Raw genomic sequence first — 14,990 nt, 5'->3', positions numbered from 1 at the left:
TCAGAACCTTAGGGGAAGATACTGTTTAAGCTTCTTTGCGAGCCACTTTGGAGACCGTAAAAGTTGAGACCACCGCTTAACGAGTCGATTATGCAAACGGTCGGGATGATCCCTTCCACCAAAATTGTGATTTAAAACGTATCGATCTGCAGCAAGATCCTGTTTAACAACTCGCGGATGCGTTAGTGGTCCAAGCGATAGCGCAGGGAGCCCTGCTTGCTCTTCCGACGCTACCGTATGCGTCGCATCTGGGCCGATCCCGATATTCGTGACTAAATTTACTTGCGGTGTGGCTGTCAACCCCCCAAAGTACCAAGTCGTGGCGGTCCACTGATAATCCCAAGTGTCGATACCACCACGCTGCACATCATCGAGCAACTTGGACCAAATCTTACGTTCAACGGGATCGGGTAGCTTTGTATGCCAGTCTTCAGTGTCTTTCCAGGCAGGCCAAAATGGAATGTCAACACGATAGTGCTGCCAAGCTCGTCGCCAGCTTGCCCAACCCCAACAGTGATTAAACTTCGAAAAGTAATAAGCGGCATCTCCACGCCGCACACCATTTTGAAAATTGTTCCCAGTCACAACCCAAACCCGAGGGTCGTTTTCATAGCGGACTAGGAGCTCATCGCAGAAAGAGAAAAAATCTTTGTTTGGCAGACAATCGTCTTCAATAATTATCGCTTTGTCCACTTGGGTAAATACCCAGTCAAGTCCAGAGCTAACACGATTTTTACAGCCTAAGTTAATGTCCGCATAGTTTCTCAAAACTTCACAGGGCCAATCGATGTTTTCAACAATCTCGCGTGTCTCACGGCACCGTTCGCCATCTGTTGGATGTCCCAATCGAGGTCCATCCGCAATAATTAATAATTTACTCGGCCTTTGCTCGCGAATAAGCGCAAAACTTTGGCGTGTATGCCGCGGGCGATTAAAAATAATGAAGGCGATCGGAGTACCTATCATTGTTTATTGCACTTCCCTCAGCCCATTACCTGCAAGCCGCTGAAACGGCTCGGATGTGCTCACGAGCTCCTCGTAAGTTCCATCAGCAACAATCACGCCACTGTCTAACATGACGATACGGTCGCACGCTTGCACTGTGCGCAATCTGTGGGCGATTAAGATCATCGTGCGCTCCTGACTTAAGTCCTGCACTGCTTGCATCACCGCGTCTTCAGTCATTCCATCAAGTGCGCTGGTTGCTTCATCAAAAACCAGCACATCCGGGTTGTGATACAGCGCCCTTGCAATACCTAGTCGCTGTCGCTGCCCTCCTGATAGCTTCACACCTCGCTCGCCCACGATGGTGCCGTATCCATCAGGTAATTGGTTAATGAATTCTTCGGCCTGTGCCATTCTCGCCGCACGCTTTACCGCTTCAATATCAATCTGTTCCTCTGCCATGCCTAGCGCGATATTTTTTTCAATAGATGCATTTGTCAAAAATACCGTTTGGGGCACGTATCCGACACGCTTTCGCCACGCTCGCTCATTTTGACTATTTAACGGAACGCCATCAATCTTGATTTCGCCGCTAGCTGGGGAATACAAACCAAGCAAAACATCGGCTAGCGTCGTCTTCCCAGACCCGGTCTTACCTACCAAACCGATACTTTGATTCTGAGGAATTGTGAGTGTGATGTTGTTCAAGGCTAAACGATCAGCACTGGGGTATTTGAAACTCAAACCAGTGAGTTGAATTTGTGTCTTAAATGCTAGAGCACCAATCTGATTTTCGTCTGTGTCCGTCTGTCTGTTGCGAACGATTGCTAAATCGGCTTCGAGTGACTCAACTGCCCTTGTGTGATATTTGATGGTGATCGCTGCCGCGAACAGCTGTTGAAAGATCGGCACCAAACGATTTCCAGCAAGCGCATAAAGGGCCAAAGAGGGTATCGCTGCGGTACCTTCACCCTTAAGTACAAAGGCTAGCGTCACAGCTACAATCCCTGCATAGGCAAACACTTCAATTACATACCGCGGCATTGCTGAGGCTAGCGAATTAGATGCTTGTGTTGCCATCAACTCAGTCATGGACTTGTTGTATTCGACTGTCGACGCATTCTCTCGTCCCAGCACCCGCAATTCTTTAATTCCAGAGAGTCCTTCTAGAGCTGTACGTCCAACAGTCGTACTCGCCTGCACCATTTTTGCGCCGAGGGTCACCTGCTTGATACGAATCAATCGGTAAACCAACATGTATCCGCAGCCTAAAACCAAGACCGTGCCCAACGCAACTAGGGGATCTACAACGACGATCAATGTAATAAGGACTATTCCACTCAAACCCTTTGATATAACGCTTAGAAGTGATGCTAAAAAACCTCCAATTGCTGACTCAACGTCACCTCCTAATACTCGTCCAAGAGAGCTAGTGTCACGCTGTATGTGAAATGAATAAGGTAAATAAAGGTAACCCGTAAATAACTCGGTCGCCAAGTCACGTCTAGCCGATGCGAGGTAACGAGTTTGTAGCCATAGGTTGGCTGCAGTGACCACATTACCAATCCCCAATACCAATACGGTCAGCACGCCTGCCGCGATAATCGCAGCTTGTTGCGTGTGAAGGCCCAAGGAGGCCAGCAACTCCTCTGCCCACCGATATTCAGTCAGTATGCTGGGATCCATCACAATTGCCATGAAAGGCAGGATAGAGGCTACGCTGGCTGTTTCAAAGAGGGACGCTACTAGGCTAAGGATCACTACAAGCGTAAGGCCGCGCTTACTTGTGACAGGCAATATTTCATAGAGCCTTTTGAAAGGCTCAAGTACGCCCGAAACAATACTCACGTTTATGCCTTAGCGATAGTGGTTTAAGAAATCTGCATAGGCCTGTTTCAATCCATCCTGAATGCCTACTTGCGCCTGCCAGCCTAAATTCTTCAGCAACGTGCTGTCCATCAGCTTGCGCGGTGCGCCATCGGGCTTTGTGGAATCAAACACAATCTCCCCTGAATAGCCAACAACTGCGCCGATCGTTTGCGCTAATTGTGCAATCGTAATGTCTGATCCATATCCCACATTAATGTGACTCTGCATGGGCGTCGTGTACTGCTCATAGACCCCTTTTTCTAAATTCATCACATAGACACTTGCAGCAGCCATGTCATCGACGAATAGAAACTCGCGATAAGGCTTTCCAGATCCCCAAATTGAAACCGATTTTGCATTGGAGGCTTTCGCTTCGTGAAAGCGCCTAATCAGTGCCGGGATAACATGAGAATTTTCTGGATGGTAGTTATCCCCGGGGCCATATAGATTAGTCGGCATCACAGAGCGGTAGTCAACTCCATGCTCCTTGCCATACTGTCGGTTATAGCTTTCACAAATCTTGATGCCCGCAATTTTTGCTACGGCGTACGGCTCATTCGTCGGCTCTAAAAACCCTGTTAACAGGGCATTCTCAGACATCGGCTGTGGTGCAAGCTTAGGATATATGCAACTACTGCCTAGAAACAGCAATTTCTTAACACCCTGGCGAAACGCAGCATCAATAACATTGGCCTGAACCATCAAATTGTCATAAATAAATTCTGCAGGGTATGTGTTGTTGGCATGAATACCACCAACTCTCGCGGCTGCCAGATAGACTTGATCAGGCTTCTCTGAGGCAAAAAATGCTCTTACTGCAGCCTGATCGGTTAAGTCGAGTTCGGCATGGGTACGGCCGACGATTTGAGTGGGTTGATGTCCTTGCGCAATGAGTTGGCGCACGATGGCCGAGCCAACCATCCCTCGGTGACCTGCGACGTAAATTTTAGGCATATACGTATTTTTCACCATTTCTACTCCTACCAGTAACATCCATTCTCAACTAAAGCTTTGTTGTCTGGTACGTCTGTGGGTAGTGGCTTTATCCAAAAAGAAGAGTTGTTATAAAAATTTGCCTGCCGCCATAACTCGGAATACTCAGTTTCCCATCTCAGGCCACGTATCCCAAATAGTAATTGGGTTTGCCCCCCCAAATGTACACATGGGAGACCCATTTGTTTAATAAAGCGCAATAGTGGCAGTGAAAAGGCACCAGCACCCACAACCGCAAAATCAAAATGCTGCTTGGCAATTTGTTTTTTTATAGCCGCTAGGCAATCAAAATAGGTTTTGTAAGGGTGCGCTGCCATTACCCATGGCGGATAATAGGACCGAATACAAATCAATTTCTTTATTGCCGCCCCTGGCCAGATGGACGAAAAGCGATCCGCCTGAGCTTGAATTGAGTCAACCATTGGGTGGACAACCAACACCGTTTTGTCCGCTAGCTGATAATGCCAAGCATCCGACCCAAGATGAAATGGCAATAAGTCATCTATTTCTCTAGATATAAATCGTGTCGGATTGTATTTGTTGAGTAAATCGGTATCTTTGCCGTGCCACCATTCAACACATCCATCTAGCGTGCGAATAGCGTCGATGTATTCCTTTATCCATTTGCCAACGATTTTTTGCGTCAACGGGAAAACCCCTGCGTTGATGCCTAAATTGTCTCCCCAAATAACTTGGTTATTTGCAAAACTGTTTGCGATACAGTCCGTTTCGACAGCGCCCAACTTGCCGAAGGACATCGGGCGCTTCTGCTCAATACACTGTTTAATAAGCTCATTAAAAAAAACAGTCGACATATTTTTGTATCCGCTAGCGATCACTACGCCTCTTCGTATCACGGCTTGTGAGACGAAGCTTGGGCATGGTCCAACGAAAGTGTATTAGCCGCGCGTAGATGAAAGCATAAAGGAAGGCGCAAGCGATAAAAGCGAACATTAACCCTATCGTATTTTTTCGAAACCAGATCGACAGTACAACCGGGATGCAGGCATACGCGAGCATCATCGGCATAACGCTAGAGTTCTGTCGTAAACCTGAAGCCCCTACTAACCACTTACGAGCAATACGCGACCAAACAAGGCTGTGCAAATGCAGCCTGTCCGGGTGCCCTAGTTTTAAAGTGCGGGCTGTGCGACGTGCCATCGAAAACAACACCTCTAAAATCGGATAACCACACGCTAGCAGCGGTGCCCAAGGAGACATGGCTGGATTTCGCATTGCAACCATCACTGCCACCCAGCCCAAAAGAAACCCCAGTAAGTATGCGCCTCCATCGCCGAGGAAAATCTTTCCTGAAGGATAGTTAACTAGAAGAAAACCCAGAGTCGCACCGCCTAAAATAAAACTAATCTTGGCCATCTCGGCATCGCCATTAAGGAACGCTAACATTCCCAGGCCAGACAAACACACCAGCACAGTACTGGCAGCTAATCCATTAAGTCCATCAATAATGTTGATTGCGTTCGCAACGCCGCCAACAGCGAATGCCGTGAATAGCACCGACACAGGCGTAATCGTTAAAAGCCAATCCACACCCCCAATACCAACACGGGTCAAACTGTCGCCGGTTAACCACCACGCCAAAACACCACTGGCGAAGGTCGCAATTAATCTTTCGGTGACTCGGCCTCGTTTTAGCGTGTCCTCAACGGCTCCCGCCACAAATGCCGGCGTGGCCGCAACCATGATGGGCCCTAGCATTACAGATATCTCTGGCGGGGCAAAATACCAGCCAATCCAGCAGCCAATCAAAATTGCTACCCCACCAATGCGTGGGGTAGGGGTATGGTGTACCTTCTGGACGCCAGCACTAGAGTCAAGTGTGTGTGCACCATGCCAGCGCGCCGTCCAAACAATGGCTAAACAAATAACCAATGATGCAAACCCCGCGGCGGCGAGAGCTATATGAGGAATGACAAAAAACACTATATATTTTGACTCGTTATAAAGGCTAAACCCTGGAGAAATCTCAATCGCCTCTTTGCCGCCAAGATGTTCGGCTAAACGGAGTCAATCATACCACGCCCAATGTTAAATATTTTGAGCAGTATATTAGTTAAGTTATTGATCTATTTAGATTTTATGGGAGAAATATCAATCTGATGTTCAGGTAAAACCCGCTCCCAGAAACTTAGGCCGTAGCGTTCCCATGCGTGGCAACCAAAGGGCAGTTGGTTATGGTTCCTTGCATATAGATATTCCGGCTCTGTTTCAAACGAAAATTTAAGCGCTTCATCAAGATCAGGTACCAAAAAATAATCGCATCGTGCTGAAACAAATAATCCCCAAAAAAGGTCCTCGTTTACGGCAACATTGATCTGGGTGTTCTTATACGAATAACACCAATAGTCTTTAAGGTATCTGTAAGCGGTAGACCACCACTGACCAGGCCAGTCATCCATGAGTTTGTTTCTAAAGAAATATGGCCGTCGAAGTACCTTTAGAAAATCCGCGACCTTACGCAACGAGAAACCACCATTACCAACACAAAGCAAGTTAAGAGGTTGTTGCGGAGTTGTAAATCCCTTAAACATCGGAGCGCCGATATAGGAATAGCCTTTCTCGCACCAAGCTGAAAGATCATCCCTCAAAACTAGCGTATCCGTTTGTGCCACTAATAAATACTCATACTCCTCGAACACAGCATAAAAACGCTCAGAGATCAATAGTTTGTTGTAGCCTGCAACACCCATAAAAAAATGATCCGCAAATAGTTGGGTCTTCAAGCTCCCTGGGTATCGCTGTTGTAAAGTGAAAAAAAAGGGCTTAAGTCGTTCCGGTCCCACTATAAAAATGTCGTGCTGAGACAGTAAGGCAATCGTCCGCTCCAGCGAAAACCGCTCAGTTGCGGTTAACGACGGCTTATAAAGGGGCACGACAACAGCCTGTTTAGGTATCAAGCTTGCCCCTTCAACAGCCTTATTAGCTTGTTTAGTACTCGCTTTGGAAATACCAAGTACTTGCGGGGAAACTTCTGGTTTAAGCCTCCGAGGTCATGATCAAAAAAATACTGATCGGCAACAACATTCTGCTTTACTTCAACTGGATGAGTCAGCAGCCCCAGTGGCTTTGCCGGAATTCCTGGTTCATCCTCTAGCGCGACAGTATGGGTACCATCCGGCCCTACCCCAATATTTGTGACCAAATTAACCTGTGGGATAGCCGTTAACGCACCGTGAAACCACAGGGTCGCCAGCCACGGATATCCCCAAGAATCAATCCTACCCGCATAAACGCGATCCAAAATTTCGATCCAATATTTACGCTCCAAAGGATCGGGCATTTTTTTATTCCAATCTGATGATCCTTTCCAGCCTGGCCAAAATGAAATTGCGCCGTCGAAATGCTGCCAAGCACGTCGCCAAGTAGCCCATCCCCAGCAATGCCCAAACTTTGAAAAATAATAGGAGGCATCACCGCGTTGATGCCCATGTTGAAAATTATTTCCCGTGATCACCCAAACTCGAGGATCATTTTTATAGCGCTCGAGCAAGTCCTCGCAGTACCAGAAAAAATCGGGATGAGGCACACAGTCATCTTCAAGAATAACCGCTTCCTCAACCTGCTCAAAAACCCAATTTAAGCCGCTAGATATACGTTTTTTTAGGCCCATATTTTCTGTTGCGTAGTTACGATGAACTTCGCAAGGCCAATCAATTCCCTCTACGATCTCTCGAACAGCCAAACACTTTTGCCAATCATCAAGGCTATCTTTTCTAGGCCCATCTGCAATGACAAAGAGCTTTCTAGGTTTTTGCGCGCGAATACACTGAAACGACTCCTTTGTATGGCGAGGCCGATTAAAAACGATGAAAACGACGGCAAGATCAGACATAGAATTGAGATAAATGAAATTTAATTCGATAGTACATCCGGCCTAGCCATTCCCGAAGACAAAAATCTGTTGTACTTAAAGCGTTTGCACTTGGCAAAAATGCAGTCCAAACATCCAACTTAGCCGCCGCTCGAAAATCAACTGGATATGCAAAAACATTAAAGCCCATCTGTTCAAACAAATACTGGGCACGCGGCATATGAAATGCAGAGGTAACCAGAATTATCCTTTTCGGGACTGAATCAAACAATCGCGAAACGGCCTTAGCTTCATCCGCAGTATTCTCAACGCGCGCAGTCACCAAAATTCGATCTCTAGGGACATGCAACATCTGTGCGTACCTCTTGAGCACCTCACCTTCGGTTTCCTGTCCTAGTTGCCAAGGCAACTTGCTTCCAGTAAAAATTAAAAGCGGGGCTCGATTCGCCTTCACCAGAGCTACCCCATCCCAGAATCGGTCTGGATCACCCCATTCCGTTGCAACACCAGACCTGGTTTGAACCCAATCAATCATCCCGCCAAGCACAACCACTGCATCGGACTCTGGTGCATCCTCGGGCATTAACTTGATTGCCCCACCCTCGATTGATCTAAGCAAATAGTAGGACGTAAAAGGAGCACTAGCTACGTACAAAATGATAACCGCACTGATAATCAAAGACCGTCGTCTTTGATAAATGGCTACCATCAGTAATATGAGGACTAAGCCAAGAGGAGAAACAAAAATCGGGAGGACTTTGTTTAAATAAATCATTTTATATAAAGAAGATTTAGCGGAATTACTTTTGTTTCCTTCCAAGAGCCTATAATTTAAGTCACTAACAAATCACGATGACTATGACTTTAACTCGCAAGGGCTTGATTTTAGCCGGTGGCTCAGGCACGAGGCTTTATCCTGCCACGCTAGCCGTATCAAAGCAATTAATGCCGGTGTACGACAAGCCGATGATTTATTACCCATTGTCTACATTAATGCTCGCGGGCATTCGTGAAGTTTTGATCATATCCACGCCACAAGACACCCTTCGTTTTGAAGAGTTACTCAAAGACGGCAGCCAATGGGGGATGGACTTAAAGTATGTCGTGCAACCACGCCCAGAGGGTTTGGCACAAGCATTTATATTAGGCAGAAGTTTTATTGACAACCATCCGAGCACCTTGATCTTGGGTGACAACATTTTTTACGGGCACGATCTAGTCGCCAAGCTAAGGGCCGCCGCGTCCCAAACAAATTCTTCAACGGTTTTCGCTTATCACGTTCCTGATCCGGAGAGGTATGGCGTCATTGAGTTCGATGAACACCTGCGTGTCCTTAGTATCGAGGAGAAGCCTCTGCGGCCTAAAAGTCAATATGCGGCAACAGGACTTTACTTTTACGACAATCAAGTTTGCGACATTGCTGCCGGCATCAAGCCGAGCGCAAGAGGCGAGCTTGAAATTACAGACATAAACAACCAATACCTTGAGCGCGGTCAGCTAAATGTCGAAATTATGGGCCGAGGTTTTGCTTGGCTCGATACAGGAACGCACGACAGCATGCTCGAGGCAGCCAGCTTCATTTCAACCCTACAAAAAAGGCAAGGATTGCAAGTTGCCTGTCCCGAGGAAATTGCCTACGCACAAAAATGGATAACTGCCGAAGAACTGCAACGCTTGGCACAGCCACTTGCGAAAACCGCATACGGCCAGTATTTATTGAACCTATTGAACCGTTGATGTAGTTTTCACCTGGAGCAAGCTCTTGCCATTCATAGCTATTCCTACCGCTCTATCAGACGTATTGATTTTAGAGCCAACTATATGGACCGATGAACGCGGCTTTTTTTTTGAAAGCTATAACGAACGTGATTTTTTTTCGGCAACCGGCCTTAATGTGCATTTTGTCCAAGATAATCACAGCCGTAGCAAAACCGGTGCGTTACGGGGCTTGCATTACCAAATTCTTCACCCACAGGGCAAACTCATCCGCGCTGTGCAGGGCGAGGTGTTCGACGTATGCGTAAACTTAAAGAAAGGTCATCCACAATTCGGTATGTGGACTGGCGTATTTCTAAGCGCTGAAAATAAAAGACAACTATGGGTACCGCCCGGGTTTGCGCATGGCTTTTTAGCGTTAAGCAATGAAACAGAGGTTCTATACAAAACCACGGATTATTATTCCCCTGCCAACGAACGATGCTTGTTGTGGAATGACCCTTTGATTGGGGTTGACTGGCCGCTATCTCGGCTAAACGGATCAAATCCAATCCTAACCAACAAGGACTTGAATGGATCCCTGCTATCTCAGGCGGAAGTTTTCGATTGATGGGACTGCAAACGACAACTTGCTCTGAAGTCACATTTTGTAATACGAATACGGGCCGGTGGATCTCTAGGCTTGGTATCTGCTTGTGCTTACTCGCTATGGCAGCCATCGTCCTTAATCAGTACGGTGCGTTATCAACTCTCAACCCCTACTACAGAATTAACACACCAGCACTATGCCTTTTATTTGGTTTTATTACGGCAGCAATCAGTTCGCGAATTGCAATCATGGGCGCTATATTTGCGCTGCCTTTACTACCTACATTTGCATGGCAATTTCAGCTTTACACTGGGTACGGGCGTATTCAAGACGTGCATGGCGCAGGATTAGACTTGATTGCTGGTGTTGTACTCGGCAGTCTTTTCAATAAGGTTTTTCGTCGACATAAGAGTACTGGTGCACACCGCCTAGACGAAATCAACCTGCCCTGGCCGGCAGCACTTGCTTTCATCGTCATCAGCCTGTCCGTGGCTGTTGCCATCATGCGCAACCTGCATCAATCAAGCGCGTCTTTCAGCTTCCAGGCATTAGCATTCAACGTGATGCATTTGCGTACACTAAATTGGCACGATGACTATCGGCCCCTAATGGACTGGGCCGCGTATGGTGGGGCTTTTTCGGCCTTAGCGGTATTTGCTCCAGCATTACGACGCCTGCCCGATCGTAATGACATCATTTTTCAACCGCTGATCATTGGCATACTCATCGCCGCAATGGTGGGATGGCGACAGTCCGCTTTTGGCGCGGGTTTGAGCCATAGCCTTCTAAACTTCAGGGTAGATCGATTCGGTTTTGCTGCACTAGGGTTTCAACCTGACTTACACGCATTTGCTGCACACATGCTGCTAGGTGCGATTGGCTTAGCGGGCTACGCATATTACAAAAAATCCAATTGGGTTTGGTTAGCTATTATTGCGTTGGTTATGCCACTGAGTTGGTGGTTACTGTTCTTAAGTAAATCTAAAACCAGCCTCGCGTTAGGGCTGATGTGCCTAATATCAATAGTCATATTATGGCTAATGCGCAAACAGGTGAAGCCAACAAGCGTATTAAAAGGATTCATTGCGTTATGCGTGGCAGTGTTGATCAGCGCAGCTATGGCTCCAGCTCTTTGGCACGAAGGCCTATCCCAATTAGCTATCCAGCTCGGATTACCAGACTTACTTTCGCTAAATCTCAAACTCTCTTATCGTCCAGAGGTGTATCGAGCAGCGCTTTATATGCTTTTGTTATTTCCTTTTGCTGGTCTAGGGCAAGCTGAGTTCTATCGTCAGTCGGCAAACCCAGAGCTGTCACGATCATTTTTTTTAAGTGTTGAGCAAAACGGCGAAAATGCCCACAACTATTTTCTCCAAGTGCTCGTTGAGAATGGCCTATTGGGCTTTTGTGTTTTAGGCCTGTTAATCACTTATCCGATCATAAAGTCGGACGATAAAAAACATCTCTTCCCAGCTCTCTTTGCTCTGCTGGCTATTGCGTGTGGCAACTTATTTTCACACTCTCTGTTAGTTCGTGAAAACTTACTTATCGCGGCGTGTTTTATAGCGCTGCTTTATGCCTGGACACCTCAAACACCAAATCCTGACGTAGTCGTACATCCGCATAATCACGGTGTGCTTAATTTTTTTAAGCACAAATACATTCTGAGTACAGTTTTTTGTATATCAATTAGTCTCATGTTGTACGAAGCAGTGCGATCACGATCCATGTTTCCTTTTAATGTAGACACTCAATGCTTTAAGTCTCGTCCTTTGGATCGAGACGGCTGGACCTCGGGGCACTACCGTACGGACGTACCTGTGGGCTCTACCGGATTCACCATCAAACTCGCCACGACTCAACCAGATGCAGAACAACGCCCGATCTCTGGGTCGCTAACAATCTTTCTAGATGAACGCGAGTTAACTCAAAAGGACTTTGTCTTAAAGAAAACAGGGCCACAGCAATTGAGTTTTGACTTACCAGCGGGCACAGTCGCTACGCCGGACGATTACCACGTAGAACTGAAGCTATCACGCTGCTTTACGCCGCGGAACTTTGCCATGAACGAAGACAGTAGGAAACTCGGCGTAAAGATCGAAGCGATTCACTGGCACTGATAATCTGACCGTTTCACGCTATTGCGAAACGGGTCGGTGAGATCATCAGAATACTCGCCCATCAATAACCGCTGTTTGGGCAAGAAGTGATTTCGGAAATAACGACTCGTAGTCGCAATTGTTTGACCCCATTCTGTCAACAAGACGCAACCATTGCGAATAACGATCGTGCCGGATTGCTGTTGCTCGGTTAAACGCACATCCATCAAACGATGCTCTTTAACGTATTCCTGCGTAAAGACTTGATCAAATGCATCAAGCTTGATGCCACCGCCACGTTGTTGGAGTTTTTCAAGGATATAAAAAGAGAGAGACCGATCAATAACTGTTGGCACAGAAATCGCAAAAGAGTAGCCAAGCAATAGCCAGATACACACCATCTGGGCGATTTCAAACCGAGAAAAACTGCGCAACCAACCGATTGCGGCAAGCAGCAGCAGGGTAAGGCCGGTAGCCAACACATCGTCAAGAATAGCGCTGTAGAAAACGACATTCACCGGCACGTAGCGCACATGCACAGCGTAAATCACGAGCAATAACAATCCAAACAGTGCGGTAGCACCCAACAGCTTCAGATACTTCATGCTTTAAACACCATCAACTTGTTACCCAGATAACTACACGTAACTTGAAACACCGTCGCAAGCATAAAGCCAAAGATGTAGTTATATCGATAGACATCGGACCAGATGTAGAGAATCAAACCGTGGCCCATTGCGATTGCGACATACACAAAGACGAAACGATAGATTTGTTTGAACAGCGGTTCGGTTGAACTGTGAAACACGTAGTACCGATTACCCAGAAACGATACGATCGTGCCGCAAATAGCCGCAACAATGTTCGATAGGCCAGCCGACTCCCACAACAAGACCTTGAGATTAAACGTCAGCACTAAAAAGTGCACAACTGTGGCAACGCCGCCGTTCACCAAATACCGAAACGGCTGCTGCCGCATGAGGTACGTTAACCAGTGCTCGTTGGTAATCGATGCAGGCGCTGCTGCCGCGCCCTTATTGGCCGACATGCTCAACGCCATCAATGTAGGCACGATAGTCAATCTGGTTTGGAGCACCTGCGCGCACCACGCCCGTTAACATTAAGGTCATCAGTGTCAGGGCACCGGTTTGCAGTAACACAAGCAGCAAGATACCCAAGGCAACCGAAAACCAACCGGGTGTTGCAAAGTTAGCTAGCTTAAGCCCAATCGCTAAAAAGCTGGCTGAAATCGTGAGGCCTGCCACAAGTGCACACATCATTCCCACGCGTACGAGCACGTCTTCCGCAAACACCATTAGTGCGCGAAACCCATGCAGAGCCAGACCAACAAAGTTCATCTTGCTTTTACCGGCATAGCGCGGCCCGCGATCAAGCGCCAAAGTCTGAATGCGCAGCTTTGAGCTCAGCACACAACCAGCCACATGCATCCACAGCTCTTGCATCGCAGCCAAGCGCTTTAAGCCAATAGGGGCAATCGCCATGAAATTACCGAAGCTGATCTTGCGGCCAGTTAGTAACTGGAATAGCGCTTTGTAGACAAGATAGAACGCTTTAAAACGAAGTGTTTCCACACGGCTCTTACGCTGTGCGACGACGACATCAACGTTGGAGTTGCTGAGCGGCGCAACTAGTTGTCGGATAGATTGAGGGGTATCTTCACCATCTGAGTCCATCACGACGGTGCAGCCGATGTCAGGATGGTGATCCGCGACGTAGTTCAAACCAATTGCGATTGCACGCTGATGGCCGACGTTACGCTTTAATTTGATGACAACACCTGACAGACCCGCATCGCTCAAGACTGTTGACTGAACGGGCTGGTGCAAAGAACCGTCATCAACAATCACAACATAGGGGCGATTGCCATATTCGGCAAATAACTCATTAAGCAGTCGTGTCGAGGCCTCTTTGTCTTCATAGACGGGCATCACCACTGCAAAACGCTGATCGGTCAGGTTAGTACTGGTCATCATCCGGCTAACGTCTCTTTGAAGTAGGCGATGGTGCGCACTAAGCCTTGCTCAAGCGCCACGGTAGGCTCCCAGCCAAGATATTGCTTGGCTTTTGTGATGTCGGGCCGACGCTGCTTGGGATCGTCTTGCGGCAAGGGCATGTGAATGAGTTTGCTCTTAGAGCCCGTCAGGCGAAGGACTTTCTCGGCTAACTCAATCATGGTGAACTCGCCAGGGTTACCCATATTGATGGGGCCCACCACGCTGTCATCTGCGTTCATCAAACGCATAAATCCTTCAACCAGATCATCGGCGTAACAAAAGCTGCGCGTCTGTGTGCCATCGCCATAAATGGTCAGGTCTTGTCCACGCAAGGCTTGGACGATGAAGTTGCTCACCACTCGACCATCATCGGCAGCCATACGCGGACCGTAGGTATTAAAAATCCGAACCATTTTGATGCGTAACTTGTACGTACGCTGGTAATCAAAAAACAGCGTCTCGGCCGCGCGCTTGCCTTCGTCGTAGCAGCTGCGAATACCGATGGTGTTCACATTGCCCCAGTAATCTTCTGGTTGCGGGTGCACAGACGGGTCGCCATACACTTCCGAGGTTGACGCTTGGAACACCTTGGCACCAGTGCTGCGTGCCAGCTCGAGCATATTGATTGCCCCAAGCACCGACGTCTTCATTGTATGGATGGGATCGTACTGGTAGTGAACGGGCGAGGCGGGGCAAGCAAGGTTATAGATTTCGTCTAGGCCTTCGACACCTAAGGCTTTGCAATCGACGGCATCTACCACATCGCGCTTAACGAACTTAAAAAGTGGGTTCGCGATGAGACATTGGAGATTCTTTTCGCTGCCGGTGAACAGACTGTCGAGCGCAATGACTTCATGACCTTGCGCGACGAGGCGATCACATAAATGTGATCCCAGGAACCCTGCACCACCAGTGACAAGAATTTTTTTCAT

15 protein-coding genes are annotated in these 14,990 nt (G+C 47.6%); 3 read left to right on the top strand and 12 right to left on the bottom strand.

Features of this window, described 5'->3' with window-relative positions:
- From KZZ10_RS05510 to KZZ10_RS05475, 8 genes are all read right to left on the bottom strand, one after another.
- A complete protein-coding gene (locus tag KZZ10_RS05510) occupies nt 1-966 on the bottom strand; it encodes a glycosyltransferase family protein (RefSeq protein WP_259660488.1) in 966 nt (321 codons plus the stop codon).
- A 3-nt stretch (nt 967-969) separates the two neighbouring features.
- Nucleotides 970-2,793, bottom strand: a complete 1,824-nt coding sequence (locus tag KZZ10_RS05505) for an ABC transporter ATP-binding protein (RefSeq protein WP_259660487.1) — start codon at nt 2,791-2,793, stop codon at nt 970-972.
- A 9-nt stretch (nt 2,794-2,802) separates the two neighbouring features.
- Nucleotides 2,803-3,768, bottom strand: a complete 966-nt coding sequence (fcl, locus tag KZZ10_RS05500; protein WP_259660486.1) for a GDP-L-fucose synthase — start codon at nt 3,766-3,768, stop codon at nt 2,803-2,805.
- A 26-nt stretch (nt 3,769-3,794) separates the two neighbouring features.
- Nucleotides 3,795-4,622 carry a hypothetical protein gene (locus KZZ10_RS05495; RefSeq protein ID WP_259660485.1) on the bottom strand — a complete coding sequence of 276 codons (828 nt, stop codon included), beginning with the start codon at nt 4,620-4,622 and terminating at the stop codon, nt 3,795-3,797.
- A gap of 13 nt (nt 4,623-4,635) precedes the next feature.
- Entirely contained in the window at nt 4,636-5,751 is a 1,116-nt protein-coding gene (locus KZZ10_RS05490; RefSeq protein WP_259660484.1) for an MraY family glycosyltransferase, read from the bottom strand.
- Between the two features lie 143 nt (nt 5,752-5,894).
- Nucleotides 5,895-6,725, bottom strand: coding sequence for a DUF5672 family protein (locus KZZ10_RS05485; RefSeq protein WP_259660483.1), 831 nt, complete (start codon nt 6,723-6,725; stop codon nt 5,895-5,897).
- A complete protein-coding gene (locus tag KZZ10_RS05480) occupies nt 6,722-7,660 on the bottom strand; it encodes a glycosyltransferase family 2 protein (protein ID WP_259660482.1) in 939 nt (312 codons plus the stop codon). The genes KZZ10_RS05485 and KZZ10_RS05480 overlap by 4 nt, the downstream gene beginning before the upstream one ends.
- Nucleotides 7,653-8,459, bottom strand: a complete 807-nt coding sequence (locus tag KZZ10_RS05475; protein ID WP_259660481.1) for a YdcF family protein — start codon at nt 8,457-8,459, stop codon at nt 7,653-7,655. The genes KZZ10_RS05480 and KZZ10_RS05475 overlap by 8 nt, the downstream gene beginning before the upstream one ends.
- A 38-nt stretch (nt 8,460-8,497) precedes the next feature.
- Between KZZ10_RS05475 and rfbA the strand changes: the two genes are divergently transcribed.
- The 3 genes from rfbA (at nt 8,498) to KZZ10_RS05460 (ending at nt 12,064) form a co-directional block, all read left to right on the top strand.
- On the top strand, nt 8,498-9,376 hold the full coding sequence (gene rfbA / locus KZZ10_RS05470; RefSeq protein WP_259661005.1) for a glucose-1-phosphate thymidylyltransferase RfbA: 879 nt from the start codon (nt 8,498-8,500) through the stop codon (nt 9,374-9,376).
- Between the two features lie 25 nt (nt 9,377-9,401).
- Nucleotides 9,402-9,965 carry a dTDP-4-dehydrorhamnose 3,5-epimerase gene (rfbC, locus tag KZZ10_RS05465; protein WP_259660480.1) on the top strand — a complete coding sequence of 188 codons (564 nt, stop codon included), beginning with the start codon at nt 9,402-9,404 and terminating at the stop codon, nt 9,963-9,965.
- A gap of 98 nt (nt 9,966-10,063) precedes the next feature.
- Nucleotides 10,064-12,064: an O-antigen ligase family protein gene (locus KZZ10_RS05460; protein WP_259660479.1), complete on the top strand. Its 2,001-nt coding sequence runs from the start codon at nt 10,064-10,066 to the stop codon at nt 12,062-12,064.
- Here the strand turns inward: KZZ10_RS05460 and KZZ10_RS05455 are convergent.
- From KZZ10_RS05455 to KZZ10_RS05440, 4 genes are read right to left on the bottom strand one after another with little or no spacing between them, the layout of a single operon-like run.
- Nucleotides 12,052-12,648, bottom strand: a complete 597-nt coding sequence (locus KZZ10_RS05455) for a hypothetical protein (RefSeq protein WP_259660478.1) — start codon at nt 12,646-12,648, stop codon at nt 12,052-12,054. The two genes, KZZ10_RS05460 and KZZ10_RS05455, sit on opposite strands and share 13 nt — an antisense overlap.
- Nucleotides 12,645-13,091 carry a GtrA family protein gene (locus KZZ10_RS05450; RefSeq protein WP_259660477.1) on the bottom strand — a complete coding sequence of 149 codons (447 nt, stop codon included), beginning with the start codon at nt 13,089-13,091 and terminating at the stop codon, nt 12,645-12,647. The genes KZZ10_RS05455 and KZZ10_RS05450 overlap by 4 nt, the downstream gene beginning before the upstream one ends.
- Entirely contained in the window at nt 13,078-14,037 is a 960-nt protein-coding gene (locus tag KZZ10_RS05445; protein ID WP_259660476.1) for a glycosyltransferase, read from the bottom strand. Before KZZ10_RS05445 ends, KZZ10_RS05450 begins: the two co-directional genes overlap by 14 nt.
- Nucleotides 14,034-14,990, bottom strand: a complete 957-nt coding sequence (locus tag KZZ10_RS05440; protein ID WP_259660475.1) for a UDP-glucuronic acid decarboxylase family protein — start codon at nt 14,988-14,990, stop codon at nt 14,034-14,036. The genes KZZ10_RS05445 and KZZ10_RS05440 overlap by 4 nt, the downstream gene beginning before the upstream one ends.

Source organism: Zwartia hollandica, assembly GCF_019923725.1.
In the GTDB taxonomy this organism is placed as follows: Bacteria; Pseudomonadota; Gammaproteobacteria; order Burkholderiales; family Burkholderiaceae_B; genus Zwartia; species Zwartia hollandica.
Note: the sequence above shows the minus strand (reverse complement) of the source record. Positions and strands in the feature narration are given on the sequence as shown.

Coding starts and splice junctions, on each gene's coding strand:
- KZZ10_RS05510 (WP_259660488.1), bottom strand. CDS start 966: ATGATAGGTACTCCGATCGCCTTCATTATTTTTAATCGCCCGCGGCAT.
- fcl (WP_259660486.1), bottom strand. CDS start 3,768: ATGCCTAAAATTTACGTCGCAGGTCACCGAGGGATGGTTGGCTCGGCC.
- KZZ10_RS05495 (WP_259660485.1), bottom strand. CDS start 4,622: ATGTCGACTGTTTTTTTTAATGAGCTTATTAAACAGTGTATTGAGCAG.
- KZZ10_RS05480 (WP_259660482.1), bottom strand. CDS start 7,660: ATGTCTGATCTTGCCGTCGTTTTCATCGTTTTTAATCGGCCTCGCCAT.
- rfbA (WP_259661005.1), top strand. CDS start 8,498: ATGACTTTAACTCGCAAGGGCTTGATTTTAGCCGGTGGCTCAGGCACG.
- KZZ10_RS05460 (WP_259660479.1), top strand. CDS start 10,064: ATGGCAGCCATCGTCCTTAATCAGTACGGTGCGTTATCAACTCTCAAC.
- KZZ10_RS05455 (WP_259660478.1), bottom strand. CDS start 12,648: ATGAAGTATCTGAAGCTGTTGGGTGCTACCGCACTGTTTGGATTGTTA.
- KZZ10_RS05450 (WP_259660477.1), bottom strand. CDS start 13,091: ATGTCGGCCAATAAGGGCGCGGCAGCAGCGCCTGCATCGATTACCAAC.
- KZZ10_RS05445 (WP_259660476.1), bottom strand. CDS start 14,037: ATGATGACCAGTACTAACCTGACCGATCAGCGTTTTGCAGTGGTGATG.
- KZZ10_RS05440 (WP_259660475.1), bottom strand. CDS start 14,990: ATGAAAAAAATTCTTGTCACTGGTGGTGCAGGGTTCCTGGGATCACAT.